The organism is Bacillus sp. CBEL-1 (assembly GCF_004348885.1).
Lineage (GTDB): Bacteria > Bacillota > Bacilli > Bacillales > Bacillaceae_H > Priestia > Priestia aryabhattai_A.
Map to the genome: position 1 here is coordinate 364,982 of NZ_SBIM01000003.1, position 18,921 is coordinate 383,902.

Annotated in this window: 23 protein-coding genes and 1 riboswitch; of the genes, 3 read left to right on the forward strand and 20 right to left on the reverse strand. The window is 38.3% G+C overall.

What is annotated here, in order from left to right:
• Nucleotides 1-30 precede the first annotated feature (30 nt).
• Nucleotides 31-951 carry a CobW family GTP-binding protein gene (locus EPL02_RS01985; protein ID WP_131886884.1) on the forward strand — a complete coding sequence of 307 codons (921 nt, stop codon included), beginning with the start codon at nt 31-33 and terminating at the stop codon, nt 949-951.
• 59 nt (nt 952-1,010) lie between these two features.
• On the opposite strand, the gene EPL02_RS20740 is transcribed toward EPL02_RS01985, so the two are convergent.
• Nucleotides 1,011-1,148 carry a hypothetical protein gene (locus EPL02_RS20740; RefSeq protein WP_247600375.1) on the reverse strand — a complete coding sequence of 46 codons (138 nt, stop codon included), beginning with the start codon at nt 1,146-1,148 and terminating at the stop codon, nt 1,011-1,013.
• Between the two features lie 223 nt (nt 1,149-1,371).
• Between EPL02_RS20740 and EPL02_RS01990 the strand changes: the two genes are divergently transcribed.
• Nucleotides 1,372-1,698: a MerR family transcriptional regulator gene (locus EPL02_RS01990; RefSeq protein ID WP_025907707.1), complete on the forward strand. Its 327-nt coding sequence runs from the start codon at nt 1,372-1,374 to the stop codon at nt 1,696-1,698.
• 97 nt (nt 1,699-1,795) lie between these two features.
• On the opposite strand, the gene rarD is transcribed toward EPL02_RS01990, so the two are convergent.
• The 16 genes from rarD to EPL02_RS02070 all read right to left on the reverse strand — a co-directional run bounded on the left by rarD (nt 1,796) and on the right by EPL02_RS02070 (nt 14,042).
• Nucleotides 1,796-2,740, reverse strand: a complete 945-nt coding sequence (gene rarD / locus EPL02_RS01995; protein WP_094909754.1) for an EamA family transporter RarD — start codon at nt 2,738-2,740, stop codon at nt 1,796-1,798.
• A 136-nt stretch (nt 2,741-2,876) separates the two neighbouring features.
• The gene (locus EPL02_RS02000) at nt 2,877-3,449 is read right to left on the reverse strand and encodes a cob(I)yrinic acid a,c-diamide adenosyltransferase (protein WP_094909753.1); all 573 of its coding nucleotides are present in this window, start codon (nt 3,447-3,449) and stop codon (nt 2,877-2,879) included.
• Nucleotides 3,446-3,883: a bifunctional adenosylcobinamide kinase/adenosylcobinamide-phosphate guanylyltransferase gene (locus tag EPL02_RS02005; protein ID WP_094909752.1), complete on the reverse strand. Its 438-nt coding sequence runs from the start codon at nt 3,881-3,883 to the stop codon at nt 3,446-3,448. The genes EPL02_RS02000 and EPL02_RS02005 overlap by 4 nt, the downstream gene beginning before the upstream one ends.
• Nucleotides 3,835-4,449, reverse strand: a complete 615-nt coding sequence (locus EPL02_RS02010; RefSeq protein ID WP_094910151.1) for a histidine phosphatase family protein — start codon at nt 4,447-4,449, stop codon at nt 3,835-3,837. The genes EPL02_RS02005 and EPL02_RS02010 overlap by 49 nt, the downstream gene beginning before the upstream one ends.
• Nucleotides 4,407-5,189 carry an adenosylcobinamide-GDP ribazoletransferase gene (locus tag EPL02_RS02015; protein WP_094909751.1) on the reverse strand — a complete coding sequence of 261 codons (783 nt, stop codon included), beginning with the start codon at nt 5,187-5,189 and terminating at the stop codon, nt 4,407-4,409. Before EPL02_RS02015 ends, EPL02_RS02010 begins: the two co-directional genes overlap by 43 nt.
• The gene (locus tag EPL02_RS02020; protein WP_094909750.1) at nt 5,180-5,740 is read right to left on the reverse strand and encodes a bifunctional adenosylcobinamide kinase/adenosylcobinamide-phosphate guanylyltransferase; all 561 of its coding nucleotides are present in this window, start codon (nt 5,738-5,740) and stop codon (nt 5,180-5,182) included. The genes EPL02_RS02015 and EPL02_RS02020 overlap by 10 nt, the downstream gene beginning before the upstream one ends.
• On the reverse strand, nt 5,740-6,816 hold the full coding sequence (gene cobD / locus EPL02_RS02025) for a threonine-phosphate decarboxylase CobD (RefSeq protein ID WP_094909749.1): 1,077 nt from the start codon (nt 6,814-6,816) through the stop codon (nt 5,740-5,742). Before cobD ends, EPL02_RS02020 begins: the two co-directional genes overlap by 1 nt.
• Nucleotides 6,791-7,774 (reverse strand): adenosylcobinamide-phosphate synthase CbiB, encoded by a 984-nt coding sequence (gene cbiB, locus EPL02_RS02030; protein WP_131886885.1) that lies wholly within the window; start codon nt 7,772-7,774, stop codon nt 6,791-6,793. Before cbiB ends, cobD begins: the two co-directional genes overlap by 26 nt.
• Before the next feature lie 5 nt (nt 7,775-7,779).
• Nucleotides 7,780-8,388, reverse strand: a complete 609-nt coding sequence (locus tag EPL02_RS02035; RefSeq protein ID WP_286175164.1) for an adenosylcobinamide amidohydrolase — start codon at nt 8,386-8,388, stop codon at nt 7,780-7,782.
• 82 nt (nt 8,389-8,470) lie between these two features.
• Nucleotides 8,471-9,412 (reverse strand): ABC transporter substrate-binding protein, encoded by a 942-nt coding sequence (locus EPL02_RS02040; RefSeq protein ID WP_131886886.1) that lies wholly within the window; start codon nt 9,410-9,412, stop codon nt 8,471-8,473.
• A gap of 162 nt (nt 9,413-9,574) precedes the next feature.
• A riboswitch (cobalamin riboswitch) is annotated at nt 9,575-9,756 on the reverse strand.
• Nucleotides 9,757-9,958: 202 nt separating this feature from the next.
• Nucleotides 9,959-10,462: a DinB family protein gene (locus EPL02_RS02045; RefSeq protein WP_131886887.1), complete on the reverse strand. Its 504-nt coding sequence runs from the start codon at nt 10,460-10,462 to the stop codon at nt 9,959-9,961.
• A gap of 148 nt (nt 10,463-10,610) precedes the next feature.
• On the reverse strand, nt 10,611-10,925 hold the full coding sequence (locus EPL02_RS02050) for a thioredoxin family protein (protein WP_131886888.1): 315 nt from the start codon (nt 10,923-10,925) through the stop codon (nt 10,611-10,613).
• Nucleotides 10,926-11,045: 120 nt separating this feature from the next.
• Nucleotides 11,046-11,762, reverse strand: coding sequence for an anthrax toxin lethal factor-related metalloendopeptidase (locus tag EPL02_RS02055; RefSeq protein WP_131886889.1), 717 nt, complete (start codon nt 11,760-11,762; stop codon nt 11,046-11,048).
• 152 nt (nt 11,763-11,914) lie between these two features.
• Complete coding sequence (locus tag EPL02_RS02060; protein WP_165932496.1) at nt 11,915-12,517, reverse strand: YpjP family protein; 603 nt, start codon at nt 12,515-12,517, stop codon at nt 11,915-11,917.
• 191 nt (nt 12,518-12,708) lie between these two features.
• A complete protein-coding gene (locus EPL02_RS02065) occupies nt 12,709-13,494 on the reverse strand; it encodes a class I SAM-dependent methyltransferase (RefSeq protein ID WP_131886890.1) in 786 nt (261 codons plus the stop codon).
• Nucleotides 13,495-13,607: 113 nt separating this feature from the next.
• Nucleotides 13,608-14,042, reverse strand: coding sequence for a BrxA/BrxB family bacilliredoxin (locus tag EPL02_RS02070; RefSeq protein ID WP_061785039.1), 435 nt, complete (start codon nt 14,040-14,042; stop codon nt 13,608-13,610).
• Nucleotides 14,043-14,252: 210 nt separating this feature from the next.
• Between EPL02_RS02070 and EPL02_RS02075 the strand changes: the two genes are divergently transcribed.
• Complete coding sequence (locus EPL02_RS02075) at nt 14,253-15,110, forward strand: polysaccharide deacetylase family protein (RefSeq protein WP_286175167.1); 858 nt, start codon at nt 14,253-14,255, stop codon at nt 15,108-15,110.
• 32 nt (nt 15,111-15,142) lie between these two features.
• Here EPL02_RS02075 and EPL02_RS02080 read toward each other — a convergent pair whose 3' ends face one another.
• From EPL02_RS02080 to EPL02_RS02090, 3 genes are all read right to left on the reverse strand, one after another.
• On the reverse strand, nt 15,143-16,267 hold the full coding sequence (locus EPL02_RS02080; protein WP_131886891.1) for a conserved virulence factor C family protein: 1,125 nt from the start codon (nt 16,265-16,267) through the stop codon (nt 15,143-15,145).
• A 72-nt stretch (nt 16,268-16,339) separates the two neighbouring features.
• Nucleotides 16,340-18,238 (reverse strand): ABC-F family ATP-binding cassette domain-containing protein, encoded by a 1,899-nt coding sequence (locus tag EPL02_RS02085; RefSeq protein WP_131886892.1) that lies wholly within the window; start codon nt 18,236-18,238, stop codon nt 16,340-16,342.
• Complete coding sequence (locus tag EPL02_RS02090; RefSeq protein WP_094909738.1) at nt 18,219-18,875, reverse strand: HD domain-containing protein; 657 nt, start codon at nt 18,873-18,875, stop codon at nt 18,219-18,221. Before EPL02_RS02090 ends, EPL02_RS02085 begins: the two co-directional genes overlap by 20 nt.
• Nucleotides 18,876-18,921 lie beyond the last annotated feature (46 nt).

Sequence of the window (18,921 nt, forward strand, 5' to 3'; positions counted from 1 at the left end):
TCATTTCGATTTTATACAGGAGTTAGAAAAATGACAAACAAAACTGAAATTTATATCTTATCCGGCTTTTTAGGAAGCGGGAAAACATCATTGTTAAAAAATGCATTAAAGCAAGAAAAAGAAAACGGCCGTCAAATCGCCGTTATTATGAATGAACTTGGCAAAATCTCTATCGACTCCGATGAAGTAGAAAAAGATACGCCTCTTAAAGAATTACTAAACGGATGCGTTTGCTGCACCATTCAAGGGCAGTTTGAAACACAGCTCCATTCGCTTTTACAAGAAAACAAGCTAGATGCTATTTATATTGAAACAACAGGTGTAGCACATCCAATCGAAGTATTAGATGCATGTATGTCCCCACTCTTCGCTAACGATGTTACTGTAAAGTGTATCGTAACAACAGTAGATGTTCACAGGTGGCAAGACAGAGGTAGCTTAAGTATTCAATTACAAAAGCTACTCCAAGAACAAATTCGACATGCGGATGTCATTTTATTAAACAAATCTGATACATTATCTGAATCAGCTAAAGCAACACTATTGTATGAAATTCAATCGATTAATCCACAAGCAACTTGCTTATTTACAAGTTATTCGTCTATTCAATTGAACCTTTTAACAAACGCTCAGCTTTCAAAGAAACAAGCACATCAGCAAGCTCATGTTGAAAAACATTTACACTTAAAAACATTTGTTTACGAATTCAAAAACCCGATTGACCTTGAAAAATTTGAAGATTGGCTGCGCCATACACCAGATACGATTTATCGAATGAAAGGGTATCTACGTTTCACACATTCTCCTGATACGTATTCATTTCAATACTCATACGGAATGCCTTTATATATGAAAGAGCTGATGAAAATGCCAACTAACCTTGTTATTATTGGAGAAAATCTTCGTCATGAACAGTTAAAAAAAGAGCTTATAGTTTTAGATCAAGGATAAATATAAAACTCCCGCTGCAGCGGGAGTTTTTTTATTGTATAGGGATTGTTCATCCCTTACTATCCATTTTGGACTCTTCTTAGAATTTCGTAAGCATGGTTACCTGCTAAAACGGTTAACTCTTCAAACTTTTCATCTCTTTTTACATCCAATTCAATAATTTCCGTAGCAAGCTTTAGAACTTGTTTCTTTATCATTTCATTATCGCTCATCTTTTTATTCCTTTCTTATTAGCTTTCTCAGCTCTATTTTATAAGAATTATTTCCTAATTTCATTATCTTTGTTATTTTTCCTTACATTTATCTAAAAAACATTACATAATTGTGTTAGAATATATAACATGTTATAACTTTTTTGTATTTTTTTCCTTTATAATAAAGGATATAACATAATTATCATACACTCAGGGGTGAGGGAGATTGTCCACAAATGAAGCATCTTATCGTGACAAAAAGGTTATGTCAATTGGCATCGTGAAAGAATTGACAGGACTATCTGAAAGACAGATTCGCTATTACGAAAAACGCAGCTTATTGTTTCCAGAGCGTACGAATACAGGAATTCGAAAGTATTCCTTTTCAGACGTAGAACGGTTAATGGAAATTGCAGATCGTATTGAAGAAGGGGTACAAACAAGCGAAATTCGAACTGAGCTAGCAAAAAAAGATGAAGAAAGAAAAATGAAAGAAGTAAAAAATCAAATGCTGCGCGGGCAGTTAAACGCTCACTTCCAACGCAAGCTATAATATACATACGGTGGTGTGCATTCCTAATACCACCGTCTCCTTTCATTTTCCTCATAAAAAGAGTTCAACATCTAACATATAGATGTTGAACTCTCTATTACAAGCCTACTGAACGGCTCTTTCGAATCTTTGGCTGATGAGTTATCATAAACTTTGTTTTTGCTAGCGCAAAGATAACCGATCCGCCCCAAATAAATAAAAAGGCAATCATATGAACGCTAGAGAATGGTTCATGATAAACAAAAACACCTAAAAGTAAGGTCATCGTCGGTGCAATATACTGTAAGAATCCAACCATAGATAACGGGATTAAAGGGGCGCCTTTTGCAAAATATAAAAGCGGCATTGCTGTTGCAACCCCTCCTCCAATTAGCAATAAGCTAGTTGTCGGGTTACTCAATACAAAGCTAGAATGCCCTTTTACATATAGTATAACAAAATACACAAGTGCAATTGGCATAACCATAAACGTTTCTAGAGTCAAACCAACTTTAGCTTCTAGCTGAATGGTCTTTTTCACAAGTCCATATATACCGAAGCTAAACGCAAGCCCTAACGATACCCAAGGAAACTCTCCATAATGAAGTGTTAAAAACAGCACACCGATTGCAGCTAGACCAACTGAGATAATTTGCCAAAAATTCAGCTTTTCTTTTAAAACAACAATACCTAACAGAACGCTCACAAGAGGATTAATATAATAACCTAGACTGGTTTCAATAATCCTTTCATTATTGACAGCCCAAATATAAATAAACCAATTAAGACTAATTAATAAAGACGCCGAAAATAAAATGAGCGTTTTTTTCGGATGACGAAATAAATAACCAACCGTTTCTTTCAAATTACCAAGCTGCCGCGTTATGCACAGCAATAGTATCATAAATAAAAACGACCAAATCACACGGTGTGCTAAAATCTCGTCTGCAGGAACGTTATCTACTAGCTTCCAATATAGTGGAAACACTCCCCACATAACATATGCACTAGCCGTATATATCAAGCCAGCTTGATACGGCTGTCTTACTGTACCCTTATTCATTCTCCTAACCTCTTTTCTCTTTCTTTACACTGTTCTTATTATAGAGGTAACCAATATTTTTTTACAGACATTTATTTCAGGTTTCGAATATTTCACAAATAAAAGCGTGTGGATAAAACTATCCACACGCTTTTATTTATTTTGTCTTTCCTTTTTTAAATACTTTCGCACTGCGAATATACTCAACATCTTTCACATTTTCTCGTGAGTTGGCAATGCGAGCAGCTGCAAAGAAGTAATCGGATAAACGATTTAAATATTGAAGGACCGCCTCGTTAATTTTAAACTCTCGCTGAACCCCAACAACTAACCTTTCTGCTCTTCTTGTCACCGTGCGGCACACATGAAGTGTGGCTGCCGCTTGTGTTCCGCCTGGCAAAATAAAACGTTCAATCTCAGGGGCTTCTTTCATATACTCATCAATTTTTCGCTCTAACACTTCAATCATACTTGCTTCAACTTTATAAGGGTGGTCATCTCTAGCAAAAGCTAAATCACTTCCACAGTCAAATAGCTCGTGTTGAATAGTCACAAGCTCTTCTTTTAATTCATTAAATACACTGTCATTTAACTGAGCAATCGCTTGACCTACATAGCTATTTAACTCATCGATTGTTCCGTAAGCTTCCACTCGAATGTCGTCTTTATTTACACGCCCTCCTATTAAACTCGTTTGCCCTTTGTCTCCTGTTTTTGTATAGATATTCATTCCTTTATATCCTCCTTTATTCGATTCGAAATTCCATACCAGATGCGATCAACTGTTTCCGCTTCTGCTACAAGCATTTGATAGACATAGCCACATGCATCACGCCAACTGCGGTCATTTTGGTTTAATGGAACAATCCCTTTTCCAATTTCTGTTCCAATAACAATTATATTTGCTAGCAAATTCTCAGCTCGCCATGCTTGTAATTGTTCATTGAAGTAGCAACACACTTCCTCAACAGTTTTACCACTATCAATTAATTCTTTAATGTATCGTTCTATTCCTTCTATAACTATGTATTGATCTCCTTTTACGAGTGTAGGCACTTTTATCGGATTTTCATAGGCACTATACCACGCTGTAATTTGGTTATCATACTGTTTCTTTATCCATTTTCGCTTTCCATTGAACGCACCACCGAATACGAAATGCATGGCTTTCTCTCCCTTATATCATCCTTATTGAAACGCAGTCGGATTCCTTCTCCATACGAAAAAGAATGATCCCAAAATGAGGATTGTTCTAGAAAATAAGAGGCAATGAAACGAAGAGGTCCACCGTGAGTGACAACGGCTGTTAAACTAGCTTTTTGTTGCAACATCAAGTCGACTGTTTGATCCCAAGCTTTCCAAATTCGACTAGAGAAGGCTTCGAAATCCTCTCCGTTCGGCGGTTGTTCTTCAAAAGGAGCATCAATCCACTTTCGATACGCTGAATCATTTTTCAACTGTTCATACGTACACTCTTCCCAATCGCCAAATGAGAGCTCTCTCCAGTTTCTTAAAGCTACATAGGGCTGCTGCGGAAATAAAATTGCGCCCGTTTCTTGCGTACGATACAAATCACTTCCAACGACTAGGTCTGGCACCATATTAGACGCTTTCAACAGTGCAATCCCTTCGCTACTTAGCGACGGATTACTCCATCCAATGTACTGGCGCAGCTTGTTGGGTTCTGTTAAACCGTGCCGAATAAATAGCATATCCACATACTCACCCATACAAGCGTCTCGCCTCCTTCAATCGTTGCTCCAACAACATCTCCCGTAATGCCTCCAAACTGAGCACGATAAAATTTAATCCAGATAAAAACAGCCATTGCACCAATTAAAATCACAGCTTTATTTTCCATGAAATAGACAAGACCTGCAATCATTAGTATGCTCATTGTCGCATAAATCCACTTTTGTCTTTCAGTTGAACCCTTTTGAAAGTATGAAGCTAATCCTGTTTCTTTGGCTGGCTGACCCCAAAGTAAAATCCATCCTGCTACAATACGCGGCAATATAAACGCACTCATAAACGCAGCTAAATCAATTGATTGATGAGTGTTCATCAGCTCATTTATTCCGCTAAAACGAAGAGCTAATAGGGCTAAAATTGATAACACCGCAAACGCACCTATATTAGGATCACTTAAAATCACAAGTTTTTTTTCTCTTGGTTGGTGTGAGAAATAAGCATCACTCACATCCATCCACCCATCTAAGTGTAAGCCTCCTGTGAGTATTGCGCTGGCTACCATAAGCAAAACTGCAATAGTCACAGAGCTCACTCCTAACGACTCCAGACCTACAAACAAACTATAGCTAACTGCCCCTATACAAGCACCAATCCACGGTAGAAAATAAAGTGCTTTCGCCGTGCGCTTTTCCGTCCATTGAATCGTTTTTGCCGTTGGTAGAATTGTAAAAAACTGAAGGGCTAGGCGTGCGATGACTATCCACTCTTTTACTGCCATGCTGTTTCATCTCCCTTATAGTAATAGGGAATACCCGCTTCTACAGAAATCGCTACGTCTGCTTGATCCACAATCTCTTGATGAATCCTTCCCAGTAACTTCATGTAGATAAACGTCGGTCCTTTTAGAACACCCGATTCAAACAGTTCATTTGATACGATGACAAGGTGCTGACATCGCTTATTCAATTGATGAATCACCTCTATCATTTCATTAACCAGCTCGTTCGCTTTCAAGGTAGATTGCCACTTTTCCTCTTTGGTAAAAAGCTCGTTTGCCAGCCAATTTGTCGCACAGTCTAGCAAAATAAGATCCGTTTCTTGAATCAATGAATAAATACTAGATATGTTATTGGGAACTTCAATAGTCAACCACGACAACCCTGAGTTACTTCGTTGCTGTTGGTGCAACTCAATTCGCTCTTGCATCTCATGATCAGTGACGCGGCTAGTCGCTAGATAGATAGCGCGATTGATCATTAGTTTTTCGACAAAGGACTCTGCCGCTGCTGACTTTCCGCTGCGAACACCACCAGTGACAAACACTAACATTAAGCTTCCACTCCTTTTCTTAACACGCTTAGGAGCTGGTCATTCTCTACTTTTGTTTTGACGGCTAATCTAACATATCGACCATTTAAACCTAGAAAATTTTCAGTATGTCTTGCTACAATTCCTTCTTGCGCTAAAAATGCCAGCCACCCATCGGCAGTATAGCTCGTTGGGATGCTGCATAAATAATAGTTAGTTACTGACTGAGATACGTTAAATCCTAGGTTTTGCAACTCGTTTATCACTCGATTTCTTTCTTTATCAATGTACTCGACCGTCTTATTCACGAACTCGATTTCAGATAAGCACCATTGCCCAATTTGCTGCGCCACACCATTCACACTCCAAGGGGGCTGCTTTTGCTTCAACTTAGTAATAACGTCTTGATGAGCTAAAACATACCCTAACCTTGCTCCAGCAATATTGAACATTTTTGTCATAGACCGAACAACAATTAAATATGGACACCTTTGAATCCACCGATCAAACGAAGAGGCGTCCTTTACAAAATCAATAAACGCTTCATCAACAACCAGATAAGTCTTCTCACGATGAGCTAAGTCAATTAGCTCTTCCCACTCATTTATGTCATACATTCGTCCGGTAGGGTTGTTGGGATGACAAATCCATATCGCTTTTAAGATTGGAAGCTTTTGTTTTATTTCCGACATATTCCAATTCCAATTATCTGTTTCTTCCAGAGAAATATGAATGATTTCACAGCCATGAGCTAAACTCGCCTGTTCATATTCAATAAAAGTAGGCTGTAAAATCCCTACCTTTTCGTTTGAAAATATGGAAGCAAGCAAAAAGAAGGCTTCTGCTGCACCGTTTGTTACTAATATTTCACCAGAAGTAAGCTTATGGTGATGGGCAATGAGACCCGTTAACTTTTGCACGTCAGGATCAGGGTAAGAAAAAGCGATTTCTCTAAGCACATCCCAATTTTCACTGATGATATCTGGTGCCCCTAAAGGGTTTGTATTTACGCTAAAATCAATGAATGAACGTTCTGTATTTTGGCCTATCGCCTCTAGAAAAACAGCCGGATTAGCTCCATGTGTAGGTAATGCCAATCAATATCCCTCCTATCAAATAAAAAAACCAAGTACACCAAACGGTCCGCTTCATCACTTGGACTGTTTTAAAAATATGACTAACATTTAAAGAATAAAGGGGATCTCCCATTTTCGCACGATTTGAAACAATTCCTTTATACGTGTTTCGACCTCCGAGCTGAATGCCAAGCAAACCTGCAACAGCACTTTCACCATAGCCGCTGTTTGGGCTCAGGTGTTTAGGTGCATCCCTTTTAATTATGCTAAACACATGCTTTGCTGTAAATTCACTGTGCATTACGTTACTAATAACCATAATAAACGCTGTCAGCCGACTAGGGATAAAATTCAGCCAGTCATCTAACTTCGCACTAAAGTATCCAAACTTTTCATACATAGGATTTTTATAGCCAACCATTGAATCACACGTATTAATACTTCGATAAAAAAAAGCACCCGCTCCACCTAAGAAAAAAGCAAAAAACAAAGGAGCTGTAATGCCATCACTGGTATTCTCCGCCACTGTTTCAACTGTTGCTCTAGCAATTTCGCTTTCATCAAGCTGATCAGTATCTCTTCCCACAATCATCCCCACTTGAAAGCGTGCTTCCTGTAAGTCACCTTTTTGTAAAGGGTGTGCTACTTTATAGGCAGCTTCTCCCAAAGACCTTGTTGAAATTGTTGTAGCAATTACCACTCCTTCAACTATAATTCCAATCCAGTATGAGGTTTCGTATAGGGCAGTTAAAAGAATTAAAGGTAGTATAAAACACCACACTACCATGCTTAATACAAGAAACAAACCATTCATTCGTTGAAACTTACCTTGATTTAAACGCTTATCAACAAAAGAAATCCAGCTTCCAAACCACCTGACGGGATGTGGCCAATTTACAGGATCTCCGATAATAGCATCTAATACAAGCGCTAGTGAGATTGCTAACAAATGCGCTACAATTAATTGTTGAAATTCCATACACATCACCTTTTTTGAATTGTTTCAAGTAAACTTAGTTTAACGAGCTTTCCTACCGCTTGTCCCAGAACCGTCATAGATCCGCCGTACTCATACAAGCTACCTTTTTGGCTCGCAGCAATACAAACGCTATCCGTAGATGTCCCTGTCGCAAGTGTCTGTGTGTTTGGATCTTGCACTCCTAACTCATACAGCATTCGGGTTTTCACTTCTGTTGCTGCAATAAATAACTGTAAAAACGCAGCATCCGTTAACTTTCCGTCAATAAATATGAACATATTAATTGTCCCAGGCTGTGAAGAAAATGGAGTAATATCATCACTCGTCAAATCCACAGCATTACCAACCCCGGCAGTAATAATGGATGAGATTGTCAGACCGTCTTTACAATATGTATAAACCGATTTATTGCGCAAATAAACAGCCGTCATTAACCCTACTACTTTATCATAAACGAAGCTTTTTTCTTTTAAAAATGCTCTATATTCTTCGGCTGGTGAATCAGCACGGTAGTATTTATTTACAAAGCGATTATAAAAAACATTGGTCTCAATCATGCCGTCTCCTAGCACACCTGAATTGTAAGCTTTAAACGGTGTACTTGTTTTCATCATTAATAATTCATCATCCTGCTGAAGACGTAACGATAAAAAAGGACCAATTCCTTTTTGAATTGGAATATGGTCCTTTTCTCGATTAATTATACACCTCAGGATATACGGCTTTTGCGAACTCTTCTAACCCTTCTACAATTCGTGGTCCAGGTCGATTTGTTTTATTAGAATCAACGTTTACAATTTGATTTTCTTTTACAGCTGTAATATCACTCCATGCTGGACGGCTTTTAATTTCTTTTGCGTCCCCATCATAGGTTGTAACAATTGTATCTGGGTTTAGCTCAACCACTTTCTCTTCCGAAAGTTTTACCCAACCTTCTTCATTTCCAGCTACGTTTTCTGCTCCGATTGTTTTAATCATTTCATCCATAAAAGTACCTTTACCAGTTGTATAAATCTCAGGTGCAGGTGAAACTTCTACCCATACTTTCTTACGATCTTCATCTTTAATTTCTTTCGCTTTTTCTTCAATTTCTGAAACAGCAGCTTTCATTTCGTTCACCGTGTTATCTGCTTCTTCTACTTTATTCGTTAGCTTCCCGATGTTTTCAATTGTTTCATACACGGTATTAAAATCCGTTGCATCGTTTACAACGAATAGCGGAATACCTGCACTTTCAATCTGCTTGAAAACTTCATCCGACATTCCCATGCTCGAACCGTGAGCTAACACTAGGTCTGGATTCAATGAAATAACTTTTTCCGCGTTGATATTCATATCCCCTACCTGTTCTTTTTCTTTCACGCTTGCAGGATAATCATCGTTGCTCGTTACGCCAACTAATTCCTTTTCAAGACCTAACTCATAAACGATTTCCGTGTTACTTGGCATAAGAGAAACAATTTTCTTAGGTGCTTGTTCAACCGTTACTTCTTCTCCTCTTGCATCTTTAACCGTAACAGCTTGCTCTTCTGTTTGCTTTGTTTGTTCTGTTTGTTTGCTTCCTTCATCAGTTGCGCCACAGGCTGCAAGAACAACAAGGAACATCGCAACAATAACAGATGATAACCACTTTTTCATTTAGATAACCCCTCCTATTTATGTATCGGTTATGAAGTCGCTCAGCACACATAAAAAAACTTTACTTTCAATCGAAAGTAAAGCAGGTAACGTTAAATGATGCGAATGACTTTCGCACTGTTTATGTACGTCAAATACCCTGCTTCCCCTCTCCTCGAAGGTTTCACAGTTGACAATAAGGCAGGTCTCCTGACTTACGTATATGATGTACTAAGCCTTCCCATTTTTCAAACAGTGGCATCTTTAGACATCTAACGTTTACAGTGGCGGGACCGCGTTGGACTTGCACCAAACTTCCCTTTTCACTCAATGTTAAAATTGAGACCTTATTGCTTCACGATTATTCACCTGTCTTAGTATAACGCACTCCATTCAAAATGGAAATAGAAAATCAACATAACGTTCATACATTTCAGGTCAGAAGTTCTATCAAAGTAATAGTAAGGCATAGATGCTTTTGCTATTGTATGGTTATGATAGGCTGAAAATTTAGGGGTAAGTCATTGGAGTCTTTAAAAAGACTCTTTTTTTATAGCCCAATTATCTTTAAAGAGGAGGATTTTCAACGCCTCTACCTTCCCATCCTTCTTTTGTGGGACCGTATACACCAAAAGGTTCAAGCCCAGCTTGACGTATAAGAACCGTAACTTGTCCACGATGATGGATAATATGCTTAATCAATCCCATTAAGATTTGAGCATTCGTCTCTTGTCGCCCAAAGGCTGTTTGTACTTCTTTTAATGTTTCATCTGTCCACTGCTGGCTAATCGCTTTTGCTACCTGTAAGCTGATTTTATTGAAAGTTTCCACAAACTCTTTAGCACAGGAGGGCATATGTTCAGCATTTTCTAGCTTAGCTATTTCCACCCCAAAATGAACCAAATAGTCTGGAATATTTGTTGTAAAGTGCCATACAATTCTTCCTAGAGTGCGGCCTTCTGCATACACCTTTTGAGTTAACGCTTGATCAGTTAGACCTTCTAAAACTTTTTGAGTAAGCAGGGCTTCCCGGTTCCATTCTTTAATAAAGTCTTCTACTGTTATGTACATTCAAAACCCCTCCGTATCACCTTTTATTTCCATACAAGAATTACAAAACATACGTTCGTATTCTACAAGCTTGTTTTTCATCTAATAATCGGGTTCAAAACTCTATACAATAAAAGCTACTTGCTCATATAAACAAGTAGCTTTCAAATTAGATTGAGCTTAAAAACTCACGCACTGCTTCAGGTGTTTTTGCGTTTGCACTGTGAAGATGTGCAATTTTTTCACCATTTTTATAGACAAGAAGCGATGGAATTCCCATTACATTATTTGCTGCAGAAAGTTCTTCAAATTCATCTTTATCGACTTCAAACCAAGCTTTATCTTGATTTTCTTCAATAATTTCATCAATGAACATGTCAAGGCGTTTACAATCTGGACACCATGTTGTAGTGAAGATACCAACGCTTAGCTCTTCTCCTTTGATTTGTTCATGAAACTGTTTTTCTTCCGTAATTTTTTTCATTAATAAATCCTCCAATAACAAACTTCATACAATTATGTTCATGTTTAACAATCTTTGTCAAATCACTTATCTCTATTATAACGAATTTGTTTTGGTTTATCATATTACTTGCTTGGTATCCTAGAAGTTCCGTGCATCAATGACCTTTTGTAAGTAACGAGTTGTTTGTGGAGCATTTTCTTTTAAATAACTACGGGTGAAGGAATTTGCATAATACATTGCAAACACCTCAGCAAAGTATTCTTCTGGATAGTGTAAAAAGTAGTGCTGATTCGGAAATAGAACCTGTTTTTCTTCGTTCCAAACCTTTAAGAATTGATCTTTATGACGGAGATTGTGCAAGATATGACGATCCACCGTATGAGCAATCTCGTGCAGTTCTAAGTTTACCGAACCGTGCCCTTGCCCTTTTTCGCTGTGACCAATTTTCACATAAACCGTTTTTGAACCTCCTGCTCCAGGGACATCATCCCATACCTTACTCGAAAGCTCATAGCCTCTTGGTACTTTCCCTCTTAAAAACAGAAAACCTGGCTCATCAGTTAGTTGCCCATTAAATAACTTTATATTAATTTCTTTTTCAACCATTTCTTTTAAGAGCGGTGACGGTATGCGACTAATATAGTGCAAGCTGGTCATTACTTCTTGTTCGTTATAGCTGTCTTTTGGTACGTAAACTATTTCATTTAGATAGCTAGAAATGTAGGATTGGTTGCTTGTTTCCATTCCAACATCCACATTTTTTAATAGCGTGTAATTTCGTTCAAACGAAGAATATGTTATTGTCGGACCGATTCCGAGCAACAACATGCAAACAAATAAGATTCTCTTTTTCACCTGCTGTTCCTCCCCTAGCTTTATGCTATCACACAAAACAGAAAAGACTTCCAAGCAAATCTTGGCATCTACTCTTCTTACATAGCCTATTATTGAGGAGAAATACAAAAAAACTAGATTTATCAAAATCTAGTTTTAGTCACTGAACCTAATTACGACATCCATTTTGGAGGCATATTACGGTTCCAATAAATTTTCCCTAACGTATAGTGCTTTTGAAAATTATCTTCTGCTTTATGATAATGGAAGTTAAACCAATATCCATCTTTTGGAGGATTCTCCCGCCGCACATGAAAGCGAATCAAATCTTGCCCAGACTGCAGATCATATACATGAAAAATTTTCTCTCCGTAACCCGAAGCTGGATGTTCACTTATCTCTAGGTTTGTAATATCTTGTTCTCTTTCTGTACCAATATCAGTAAGGACTTTTTCAATCTCAGGTAGGACAGCACCACGAAATTCATCTTCAATAACAGGTCCAATTTTCGTTCCAAATTTTTCAACGGACTGTTTCTCTGCTTGGTCCATTGCATATGCAACAAATGAATCAACGTCTTCAAACTTAAAGTGAATAGAGGGAAGCTCAGCATCTTCAAACGTGGTTGTGGAAGGCACAACATCACGTATATATCCTGATTTATGCTGCTTGTCGGCTTTCGCGTCATCAACGTATAAATACTCAGGTGGCGTGACAAGCCCAAATGTAAATACCGTAATTAATACAACGAGCATTCTTTTCAACCATCTAGGCATCATTATCGGTCCTTTCAATTCTTCTTTCATTCAACTATTTTTAATATAGTGTGTATTGTATCACATTTCAATTTTTTTCACCTTTTTTTTAAAACTTTTTTCTCAATTAAAAGATATAGTCAAAAAAATTTTGATGCTGGTTTTAGTTTCCCTCTACCTCTTTTATGGTGAATATAAACCATATTTTCAGTTTATCTACTTTCATTTATCTCAATAACACCGTAATGAAAAGCTGCTGTTTTGCGCTTATATACATGAAATTGATGATCAAGAAAACGCGTACTTTTATAGTGATCTTTCAACACAACACGCTTCCTTGCAACTCGCTTTGCCTGCGTTATTACTTCCTCCGTTAGCGGTGTGTATAAAGCAAGCTGCTTTAACCCTTGAATTCCGTTAGACTCAGAGAGATTTGCTTCAAACATGGGATCAAAATAGACGATATCAAATGAATTATCTTCACAGCAATGAAGATATGTTTCAAAAGTTTGGTGAACAACAGAAATTCTATTCATCGCTTCATCTATTTCACAAATGCCACTTTTCCACGTTTTTAAGCCATGCTTTAATAAATAGGCCATAAAGCGATTCCCTTCCAGCCCCTTTACCAGCCCGCTTTCTCCGGTGATAAGGCTGGCTATAATACTGTCAGAAGCCAGGCCAAGGGTGCAGTCTAATACACTCATACCAGCTGTTAATTTTGTGGCTTGAACGAACGGGTCTTGTTCACCCTTTAACAGCCGCTTTGCACGAAACATTGCTGAGTTTGGGTGAAAGAAAAATGGTTCTTCTACTTCTTGAATATGTAGTTCCATTCGCTCTTTTCCAACAACTAGAAGATTTGATTTTTCTTTATTCTGCAACGTTTTTACAGATGCTTTCGCTCGAGCAACGTATGGAATGTGCAAATCATTTGCTACGCTTTTAGCAAAGCTGATCATTTCCTCATCCGTTCTGCCAGCTGTCGTTACAATCATTATTTTTACTCCTTTCCTCCTAAGCTACATTTTTTTACACAGAAGAAAAAGGATGCCTGAAGACATCCTTTTTACGCCTTACGTTATTCATCTACTTCGTAGCACACTATAAATTAGCAGTGCTTGTTAAAACCATCTAAAACATTTTCAAAAATAGCTTCTAATGATTGACCTTCAATTTCATGACGTGGAATGAAGTGAACAACTTCTTTACCTTTTAATAGCGCCATTGATGGAGAAGATGGCTCAATATCACCAAAATATTCTCTCATCTTTGCCGTTGCTTCTTTGTCTTGGCCAGCAAATACGGTAACCGCTTGATTCGGTTTATTTTCAGCATGTAAAAATGCTTGTGTTGCCGCAGGACGAGCTAATCCAGCAGCACATCCGCATACTGAGTTGACAACAACAAACGTTGTACCTTCTGCATTTTCCATAAACTCTGTTACCGCTTCCTCTGTTGTAAGCTCTTTATACCCAGCACGAGTTAGCTCTTCACGCATCGGCTTCACAAGCTGACGCATATATTCTTCATATGCCATTGACATCGTAATCTTCCTCCTTACAATGATTCATCCACACATCATACTACAAATGCCAGGAAAAATCTAGCTGGAGCTCCCTTCAGTACTACATAAGTTGAGAAGAAGCCGCAATTACTAAAATTCGTTCAATTTTTGCCGTATTTTACTATTATTCTTCCATTTTTTATACTATAGTTATAGTTAGAAGTTTATACACAGAAAGGATTTTTTTCATTGAAACCGGCTTTACAGAAACCAAAACACTTGTACATTGGAATTAGCTTAGCACTACTCATTTTTCTTTTATTGGCAGTAATCGGTAAATACACGAATGCACAAACAATGAGCCCAGCCGTAAAAGAACCTTTGGCTTACACACCAATGCCACAAAAAGAAAATAGTGCAAACTATGCGAATAAGACGTTAAACACATTGCATCACAGCGCATATTTAGCAAATACGCTAAACGACCGCAACGAACCGCTTACTAAACCAGTTTTTATTACGTTTGATGACGGACCCAACAATGATACTCCAAAAATCTTAGATACTCTAAGAGACTATAACGTTAAAGCAACGTTCTTTTTATTAAAGAATCAAATTGATCGCTATCCTGACATTGCTAAACGCATTGTTGCTGAAGGGCATAGTGTCGGGTGTCACGGAGTTTCACATGATATTCATCAGATGTATGGGAAAGATGGAGCCGCTTTAAACGAAATGACAACGTGCCTAAACACTCTTAAAGACGTAACTGGCGTTGACAGCAAGCTCATCCGTGTACCGTTTGGTAGCGTTCCGTACTTAAAAGAACCACATAGAACACAGCTGACTTCTCGTTATCAGCTATGGGATTGGAATATTGATAGTGAGGATTGGGCGTTACGCTCTGCACCAAAAATTATCCAGTCCATTGAGCCACATATTGAACACGTTAATGCAAGCGGTCAAACACCTGTTATCTTATTTCACGATAAACCTTTTACCGCACAGTCTTTGCCTACTATATTAACGTACTTACATTCTAATCATTATCAGTCTATGACTATTAATAATACAATGAAACCATTGCAATTTCCTTCTCACACATAAAAAAGAGCATTCAGCTGAATGCTCTTTTTTTCTTACCCTTTACGACTTTCCGTCATTTGTTTCCAAACGGAGCCTTTTGCTTCTTCTCCGCCTTCAATTCGTTCAATTGCTAGTTTAATTTGTAAATCGACCTCAAACTCTGGGTCATTTTCAGCTGCTTTTAAAGCTGGTAATGCCGTATCGTTTCCTACCTCGTATAAAAACATCGCTGCTCTCCAGCGTACAAGCTTACTTTTATCTTGCAGCGCTTCACACATCGCAGCAATTCCTTCTTCAAATCCTAAATCTGACATACAGTCTCCTGCAGTACGACGAACCGTTACAGACTTATCTTTTAAAGCTTTATACAAAAATGGAAGGACTTCTTTCGATTCAATCATTCCAAGATAGACAGTTGCTAAGCGGCGGATGGATGCTTTTTCATCATCAAGTGCTTTATTCAGTACGGGTAAATCCTCCTCTGTAGGATTCATTTGCTCTAAATGAGCATAACGAACTGTCCATTCTTCCTCATCTAACATTTCTTGTGTTACTTTATAGGCTTCGCGTGGCTTTACAACTTGCTCTCCACTTTCTTCTTGCTTTGCAAGCTGGACAAGTCGATTCAAACGCTCCTCAGGATAGGCCGCTGATAACTCTTCTACAACATCTTCTCCAATTGCTTGTAGTTCACCGTAGCGAACGCCTTGCTCTTTCCATTTACGCTCTAATACAACGTTTGATGCAAATTGCTGAACCTCAGCAACCGCTTTTGCAAACCGTTCTGGAAGACCGAATCGCTTCTCTTCTGTTCCGTCCGTTAACTTTACTTGCATAGGAACGTTTTTAAATAGCTGAACAGCTACGCTTACTTCTCCGTAATGTTCATTAATCTGCTGATTTTCAGCCTCGCTCTGTACGTCTTCTCCAAAAGCTGCGCGAACCTGAGGTAAAATTTGCTTCCAATCATACTTTGCATTACGCTCAACTGCTAAGAAATCAGCGACGTGATATACACCTTTTACACCTTCAACTTTCATGATTTCTTGAATAACTGCTGGGGCTTCATGACTATTATCTTTATTGTAGTTGTTGCTTTTTCCTCCAGGCAACACTTCATTTAAGTTGATCTTCATTGTATTCGGACTTGGTGTGGGTTCAATTGATTTAATCTTCATACACTCATACTCCTCAAATTCATTTTTTTACATTGTAACATGCTCAAAAACAGAGGGTCTAATCACCTGCTTTTATGCATTTTCAATTTCTTCAATCAGTTCCGAAAGCTCCGTCCAGCGTTCTAGCAGCTCATTTAAATCATCGTTTGCCTGCTCTTGTTCCATTGATAAGGTGTGAGCTTTAGAGTAATCACTTCCAGCTCGTTCAATCTCAGCTGTTAAGCGTTCAATTTCCCCTTCTTTGGCTGCAATTTTGTCTTCAATTTCATCCCATTCTTTTTGCTCTTTATATGATAAACGACGCTTTTTCTGCTTTTCTTGGACTCTAGGCTTTTCTTCTTTTACTTTGGTCTCTTGCACTTGTTTTTGCTTTTGACGTCTTGCTTCTTCCAGCTGATCTGTATAAGCTCCGTAATAAGTTGAAATGACCCCTTCTCCTTCAAATACTAACAAGTAGTCAGCGACTTTATCTAAGAAATAGCGATCATGTGAAACGGTAATAACAACGCCGGGAAATTCCTCTAAATAATCTTCTAATACCGTTAGCGTTTGTGTATCTAAATCATTTGTTGGCTCGTCTAACAGCAGCACGTTCGGTGATGTCATTAGAAGTTTCAATAAATAAAGGCGACGACGTTCTCCACCTGAAAGCTTTCGAATTGGCGTTCCGTGTGCATGAGAAGGAAATAAAAAACGTTCAAGCATTTGCGAAGCTGAAATAACTTTTCCATCCGTCGTTTGGACGATTTCAGCTGATTCTTTGATATAATCTAGCATTCGTTTATTTAAGTCCATATCATCACTTTCTTGCGTATAGTACGCAATTTTAACGGTTTGCCCACGATCAACCTCTCCACTATCGGGTTCAATACGACCAGCAAGCATGTTTAAAAGCGTTGACTTCCCACTTCCATTTTTACCGACAATCCCAATACGATCTCCTTTTTTCACAATATGAGTGAAATCGCTCAAGAGCGTCTTACCTTCAAATGCTTTTGACACCTCTTTTAATTCAACAACTTTCTTCCCTAAACGACTGCCTGCTAAGCTTATATCCATCCCCTCTTTTTCAGTACTTCCTACTTTTCCTTCAAGCTCTTCAAATCGCTGAATTCGCGCTTTTTGCTTCGTTGTTCGTGCCTTGGCACCACGTCGAATCCACGCTAATTCATTACGATATAAATTACTTAACTTGGATTGAGTTGCTTTTTCTTGCTCTTCACGAAGTGCTTTCCCTTCCAAAAACGCTCCGTAATTTCCTTTGTAGCTGTATAAATTCCCACCATCTAATTCAAAGATGCGATTCGTCACAGCGTCTAAAAAGTAACGGTCATGCGTCACGAGCAAAACGGCACCTTGATACTTTGCTAAATATTCTTCTAGCCATTTTACAGTTTCATAGTCCAAGTGGTTTGTCGGCTCATCTAGAATTAAAAGATCCGGCGTTTGAATTAAGCTCTGAGCAATAGAGACACGTTTTTTCTGACCACCAGATAATGCCCCAATCTTCTCTTGCATATTTGTAATTCCAAGCTTTGTTAGAACGGCTTGAGCACTAGAGTTTGCTTCCCATGCATTCATTGCATCCATCTTTTGCTGAAGGTTATATAAATTCTGCTGTGCTTTTTCACTTGAAGCATCGCGCTGAAGCTCGTACAGTGCAAGCTCATATTGCTTTAAAAGCTGAAGAAGAGGCGTGTCACCGCTGAAAACCTGCTCTAGTACTGTAAGTTCAGGATTAAAATCAGGGTGTTGAGGCATATACGTAATACGGTAATCCTTCGCGTGCACTACTTCCCCACTATCTGCTATTTCCAGCCCCGCAATAATTTTTAACAGCGTTGACTTTCCTGTACCGTTGACACCGATTAATCCAATTCGCTCACTTTCAGTAATGGTAAAGGTTAAGTGATTAAATAAGTTCTTTTCTCCGTACGTTTTTGTTAATTCTTCAATCGTAATCATTTTCATTTTTATAATTCCACTCTTTCTTAAATTGTGCTAAAAAACCAAGCATATAGTCATGGCGTTCCTTTGCAATTACTTTAGCTGTGTATGTATTCATTCCTTCGTACAACTTCAGTAGCTTTTCATAAAAATGCGCAACGGCCGTTGACTTTCCGTTTCGATATTCTTGCTCTGACATCACGTCTCGAATCTCAATTGAAGGGTTGTATAAGGGTGTACCTTTAGCTCCTGCATACATAAATGTTCGCGCGATACCTACTGCTCCAATTGCATCCAAGCGATCCGCATCTTGCACAACTTCTCCTTCTAACGTCGTCATTTTCGGTCGGTTTCCACCTTTAAAAGACACTGTCTTTAAAATATGTATAATATGATGACAATCCTTTGGGTCAATTTCGTGAACCATCAGCCACTCTTCTACTTCTTTATATGCTTTATCAACATCAACCACTAGTTTATCATCTACAACATCATGAAATAAAGCAGCCAGTTCGACTACCTGTTTATTGCCGCCTTCTTTTTCACATAGAAGCATAGCTAAATTACGCACGCGATTAATATGCTGCCAGTCGTGGCCCGTAGTGTCATGTGCGAGCTTTTCTTTCACAAATGCTTCTGCTTCTTTTATCGTCCGCCTCATTTTAGCCTCCTTATGAAACGCATTTATTCAATTTATTTTACCACAA

Excerpts from the sequence above, each read along its gene's own strand:
- EPL02_RS02070 (WP_061785039.1), bottom strand. The coding sequence starts at position 14,042 with ATGTCAATGGCATATGAAGAATATATGCGTCAGCTTGTGAAGCCGATG.
- EPL02_RS02010 (WP_094910151.1), bottom strand. The coding sequence starts at position 4,449 with ATGGGTGAGTATGTGGATATGCTATTTATTCGGCACGGTTTAACAGAA.
- cbiB (WP_131886885.1), bottom strand. The coding sequence starts at position 7,774 with ATGGAATTTCAACAATTAATTGTAGCGCATTTGTTAGCAATCTCACTA.
- EPL02_RS02045 (WP_131886887.1), bottom strand. The coding sequence starts at position 10,462 with ATGTACATAACAGTAGAAGACTTTATTAAAGAATGGAACCGGGAAGCC.
- EPL02_RS02035 (WP_286175164.1), bottom strand. The coding sequence starts at position 8,388 with ATGATGAAAACAAGTACACCGTTTAAAGCTTACAATTCAGGTGTGCTA.
- rarD (WP_094909754.1), bottom strand. The coding sequence starts at position 2,740 with ATGAATAAGGGTACAGTAAGACAGCCGTATCAAGCTGGCTTGATATAT.
- EPL02_RS02090 (WP_094909738.1), bottom strand. The coding sequence starts at position 18,875 with ATGAGGCGGACGATAAAAGAAGCAGAAGCATTTGTGAAAGAAAAGCTC.
- EPL02_RS02060 (WP_165932496.1), bottom strand. The coding sequence starts at position 12,517 with ATGCCTAGATGGTTGAAAAGAATGCTCGTTGTATTAATTACGGTATTT.
- EPL02_RS02085 (WP_131886892.1), bottom strand. The coding sequence starts at position 18,238 with ATGAAAATGATTACGATTGAAGAATTAACAAAAACGTACGGAGAAAAG.
- EPL02_RS02000 (WP_094909753.1), bottom strand. The coding sequence starts at position 3,449 with ATGAATATCTATACAAAAACAGGAGACAAAGGGCAAACGAGTTTAATA.
- EPL02_RS02065 (WP_131886890.1), bottom strand. The coding sequence starts at position 13,494 with ATGATTGTAACGACAGCTGGCAGAACGGATGAGGAAATGATCAGCTTT.
- EPL02_RS02015 (WP_094909751.1), bottom strand. The coding sequence starts at position 5,189 with ATGGCAGTAAAAGAGTGGATAGTCATCGCACGCCTAGCCCTTCAGTTT.
- EPL02_RS02080 (WP_131886891.1), bottom strand. The coding sequence starts at position 16,267 with ATGAAGATTAAATCAATTGAACCCACACCAAGTCCGAATACAATGAAG.
- EPL02_RS02040 (WP_131886886.1), bottom strand. The coding sequence starts at position 9,412 with ATGAAAAAGTGGTTATCATCTGTTATTGTTGCGATGTTCCTTGTTGTT.
- EPL02_RS02005 (WP_094909752.1), bottom strand. The coding sequence starts at position 3,883 with ATGCATTTCGTATTCGGTGGTGCGTTCAATGGAAAGCGAAAATGGATA.
- EPL02_RS02020 (WP_094909750.1), bottom strand. The coding sequence starts at position 5,740 with ATGTTAGTGTTTGTCACTGGTGGTGTTCGCAGCGGAAAGTCAGCAGCG.
- EPL02_RS01985 (WP_131886884.1), top strand. The coding sequence starts at position 31 with ATGACAAACAAAACTGAAATTTATATCTTATCCGGCTTTTTAGGAAGC.
- EPL02_RS20740 (WP_247600375.1), bottom strand. The coding sequence starts at position 1,148 with ATGATAAAGAAACAAGTTCTAAAGCTTGCTACGGAAATTATTGAATTG.
- EPL02_RS02050 (WP_131886888.1), bottom strand. The coding sequence starts at position 10,925 with ATGAAAAAAATTACGGAAGAAAAACAGTTTCATGAACAAATCAAAGGA.